The 4444-nt window shown below is 58.3% G+C and carries 4 protein-coding genes; all 4 read right to left on the reverse strand.

What is annotated here, in order from left to right:
* On the reverse strand, window positions 1-793 hold a 793-nt coding region (locus tag H7A81_RS26030; RefSeq protein ID WP_182059200.1), incomplete at its 3' end, for a PP2C family serine/threonine-protein phosphatase.
* A complete protein-coding gene (tagH, locus tag H7A81_RS26035; protein ID WP_182059201.1) occupies window positions 793-2532 on the reverse strand; it encodes a type VI secretion system-associated FHA domain protein TagH in 1740 nt (579 codons plus the stop codon). The genes tagH and H7A81_RS26030, both read right to left, overlap by 1 nt.
* A 69-nt stretch (window positions 2533-2601) precedes the next feature.
* Window positions 2602-3084: a type VI secretion system tube protein Hcp gene (locus H7A81_RS26040; protein ID WP_034823617.1), complete on the reverse strand. Its 483-nt coding sequence runs from the start codon at window positions 3082-3084 to the stop codon at window positions 2602-2604.
* Window positions 3085-3148: 64 nt separating this feature from the next.
* A partial coding sequence (tssC, locus tag H7A81_RS26045; protein WP_182059202.1) for a type VI secretion system contractile sheath large subunit occupies window positions 3149-4444 on the reverse strand: 1296 nt, incomplete at its 5' end.

Below are 4444 nucleotides of genomic sequence, written 5' to 3' on the forward strand. Positions count from 1 at the left end.
CGACACCCTCACTTCCTGTCGACGCACCCCGCGATACCCCCGTCCCAACCCCGCCTCTACCCCCGTCCCCTCCTCGCCCTTCTTCCGATCCCATCCACACCGCCATGGCGCTGAAGTTGTCGCCGTTGTCATCCGGCTTCATCCGCTGCAGCAGCGCCAGCCACTCTTGCGGATTACTCACCATCCGCAGCGTCTGCTCCAGATCGCTGACGTCCATCTCATGCCAGAAGCCATCCGTACACAGCAGAAACACGTCGCCATCTTCCAGCGCCAGAACGTCGCTGTAGCTGGCTTCGCGCTCCTCTTTCATCCCCAGCGCGAAATAGAGCAGGTTGTGATTGATCGCATCCGTGGGGTAGCCCGCGTCCTGCATGCGTTGCGCCAGGCTGTGATCGCGCGTCATCTCCAGCAGATAGCCGCGACGAAAATGGTACAAGCGGCTGTCACCCGCATGTGCCCAATAGGCGAGTTGATAATCCCGATCGATAAACAGGCTCACCAGCGTGGTGCCCATGTTCTTCAGGGTGTCGTGGTTGCGCTGCTGCTGTTTAATGGCGTGATTGGCGGCGGCGATATAGCCGCGAATACGCTGGGCATCAAGATGATGGTCACCGTCGAACTGGGTGATGATGGTGTCGCACGCCAGACGCGCTGCGGTGTCGCCGCCGTGCTCTCCCGCGATGCCGTCACACATCACGAAGCAGGCGGCACGTGCGCCCAATGCGTTCGCCAGTCGATCCTGATTGCTACTGCGTTTGCCCTGATGGCTGATGGACGCGAACGTTATATTCATTATTTATCCGATTTTTGCGTTTGCAGGTCTTTGTAATGATTCACTTCGACGTCGTAGGCATGCAGGAAGGCTTCACCAAACAGCGTATGGAAATCGTCGTCAATTTCGCTGGCGATGGTTTGGTAGCGCTTCACAAAGCTGTCCCAACGTGCCGCTTTGCGCGAGGCGGCAAACAGGTGACGGCCGCTCTCTTCCTGCTGCAAATTGTCGGGATTGAAGGATTGCAGCATGGCGGTGATGATGGCGCGGATACCGGCAATCATGCCGAGTTGGTGCGCCTGTAAATCAACCAGCGCATCGCGCACCGCCTTTTCCGGCTCCATAAAACCCGGCATCTGGCTGCTGAACATCTGCACCAGCACACTTTTGCCGGAGGGCAGCAATTTAAACGGGTTGTTAGCCTGTTCGAGGATCATGGTCATTTCGGCATTGACGCCGCGCTTGAGCATGGTGCGGGAAGAGAGCAGAGCCACGGTGCCCTGTGAAAACAGGCTAAGCAGTTGGCCGAGCAGGTGCATCTGCTCCTGGTCGAGATGCGGTTTGGCATCAATGTCTGCCAGGTCAGCGCCGTCGAGGAAGGCCTGCAGCAGCTCAGCATCAACGCCCGGCGTGTTGGCGGCGCGTCGCTGGGCGGCGGTTTTGTAGCTCACCGGGTCGATGCCCATTCGCCCGCTGGCGCGGCTGGCGTTAGAGTGTTCCGGGCTGGCCTGCTGCACGCGCGGTGTCGGTATTGGCGCGGGCTCAGGTGGCGAGACTTCTGACAAGGGTGATGTGGGTATGGGTGCTGCTGAAGCTGATGCTAAAGGTGATGCTGATACTGAAGGTGATGTTGCAGTGGGGGCTGATGGCGTTAACGCTGCTAATGGCGCGGGTGCAGCCACCGCAGCGGCGGGTGGCGTGTGCTGTGCAGCGATCGCCGGCGCGGCTTCTGGCTGAAACAGGTCAGGCGGGGTTAACGGCTGCGCCTGACCATTCATCAGGCCAAAGGGATCGCTCTCTTCTGAATGAGCACTGCCACTGCTGCCAAACAGCGCCAGCGGGTCGAGTTCAGTTTGCGGTTGCTGATGCGCCACCTGCGGTTGATCGCGCAGCGTGGTGGGGGTGGCATCCTGCAAAATAGTCGGCTGCTGAAACAGGTCATTCTCGGCAAACAACCGTGCGGGATCGCTTTCGCGAATGCCCAGTTGTGATAGCTCGGTGTGCTGATCTTCCTGTGCCAGCGGATCAATCGGATTCAGCGCTTTCGCCGCCGGTTGGGTCAGGGGATGATGCGCTTCAGGCGCGGCCGGGGCCACTTTTGGCGCGGAGAAGTCGCGCGACAAACTCTCCCAGATCTCACCGGGTACTTCAGATTCGGTATGACGGACTAAGGGTTTGGCTTGCGTGGCTTGAGATGCGGTGACGCGTGGGGCGGGCGTCTCCCCCGCGATATCGCTGACTTCCAGCGTGTAATCGCCGATCCCCAGTAAATCGCCGCTTTGCAATTCGACCTGACGGCCATGTTCCAGCGGGATACCGTTAAAATCGACGTTGATCACGTTGCCGCGATTGGTAATGCGGCACTCACCCTCAGCAGAGGTGTGCACCAGCAGTTGCAGCCGTGAAATGGTGCGGCTGTCGTCGGGCAGGATAAAGTTATTGTCTTCACTGCGGCCAATGGTGCCGCCTGGCGGATAGAAATCGACGCTGGTCAGCGGCGGCTGCACGCCGTTTTTACTTTCAACAAGGGTGAATCGCATAGGCTTTACCTGCAAAATTGTCTGCGTGGGCGCCCCGTTCGAGACGCCCGTGCAAATAGCTTGAAACGATTAAGACGCGGTGTTGGTTTTGATGTTCCAGCCGAAGGTGGTATCGGCACCGGCGGCACCGTCTTCGGACTGCTGGGTGTAGATCTCTTCCACCTGCGCGGCCTGGAACGAGTACTCGATGCCCACGGTGTCGTCATCACGTGAACCGGTGAACTGCACGCTGGTGACCAGCACTTCGGTCAGGTTGATTTTGTTGTAGATGATCTGTGAGCCACCGGCTTTGGTGACATGGAACTCCAGGGTAGGGATATGCTTACCGTTGGAGCAATACAGCATCAGCGTTGGCGTGGCTTTGTCGATACGGGCGTGCACGTGCAGATCCTGATAATTCACTTTACCTGCACCGCCGCCGCCGCCCACGCTCATGTTGTTTGGCTGGTTGGCACCCCAGTTGAAAGAGAGAATGTCGATCCAGCCGGTGTGCGCCGAGTCTTTAGATTCACCTTCAACGCCTTCTGGCTTCAGATACATTGCGATGGTCATGCGGGTCGAACTCCTTTAGTAATGAACAAGCAAAAAATGGGCGGGAACGTGCGCCCAGAGGGTTTTACCCTTGCTGTTGTTTCAGCGAAGGTAATTTCGAAACCAGACGCAGAGATACCGTCAGGCCTTCAAGTTGGTAATGCGGACGCAGGAAGAACTTGGCAGCGTAGTAGCCCGGATTGTCCTCCTGCTCTTCCACGGTGACGCGGGCATCGGCCAGTGGCTTACGCGCTTTGGTTTCCTGCGTGGAGTTAACCGGATCGCCATCGACGTAGCGGATAATCCACGAGTTGAGCCAGCGCTCCATGTCGGCACGCTCCTGGAAGGAACCGATCTTGTCGCGCACGATGCACTTCAGGTAATGGGCGAAGCGGCAGCAAGCGAACAGGTACGGCAGGCGCGCCGCCAGTTGCGCATTGGCGGCGGCATCGGCATCGTAATAATCTTCGGGCTTTTGCAGCGATTGCGCGCCGATAAAGGCGGCAAAATCGGAATTCTTGCGATGCACCAGCGGAATGAAACCGTTCTTCGCCAGTTCCGCTTCACGACGATCGCTGATGGCGATTTCGGTCGGGCACTTCATGTCCACGCCGCCGTCATCGGTCGGGAACACGTGGCACGGCAGGTTCTCCACCGAACCACCTGACTCGACGCCGCGAATCGAGGTGCTCCAGCCAAACTGTTTGAATGAGCGGTTAATATTGGCCGCCATCGCATAAGCCGCGTTGGCCCAGGTGTAGTTCTTGTGGGTGGCGCCTTCGGTGTCTTCGGTGAAGTCGAAGCTATCCACCGGGTTGGTGCGCACGCCGTACGGCAAACGGGCCAGGAAGCGCGGCATCACCAGGCCAAGATAGCGGGTATCTTCACTTTCACGCAGCGTGCGCCAGGCGGCGTATTCGGTGTTGGAGAAGATTTTGGTGATATCACGTGGGTTCGCCAGCTCTTGCCACGACTCCATTTGTAGTGCGCTCGGTGCCGCACCGGTGATCACCGGACAGTGCGCAGCGGCGCCAATTTTTGCCAGTTCGCCCAGCAGTTCAACATCTGGTGGACTGTGGTCGAAATAGTAATCGCCCACCAGACAGCCATACGGCTCGCCACCAAACTGACCGTACTCTTCTTCGTAGATTTTCTTGAACAGCGGGCTCTGATCCCAGCCCACGCCTTTGTAGCGCTTCAGCGTGCGGCTCAATTCACGTTTGCTGATGCTCATCACGCGGATTTTCAGCATCTCGTCGGTTTCGGTGTTGTTCACCAGATAGTGCAGGCCACGCCAGGCGCCTTCGAGCTGCTGAAAACTCTCGTGGTGCATAATGGCGTTGACCTGCTGCGACAATTTGGCGTCGATCTCAGCGATCAG

Origin of the sequence: Pantoea sp. ME81, from assembly GCF_903970985.1 — a bacterium.
Lineage (GTDB): Bacteria > Pseudomonadota > Gammaproteobacteria > Enterobacterales > Enterobacteriaceae > Pantoea > Pantoea communis.

Coding starts and splice junctions, on each gene's coding strand:
- tagH (WP_182059201.1), bottom strand. CDS start 2,532: ATGCGATTCACCCTTGTTGAAAGTAAAAACGGCGTGCAGCCGCCGCTG.
- H7A81_RS26040 (WP_034823617.1), bottom strand. CDS start 3,084: ATGACCATCGCAATGTATCTGAAGCCAGAAGGCGTTGAAGGTGAATCT.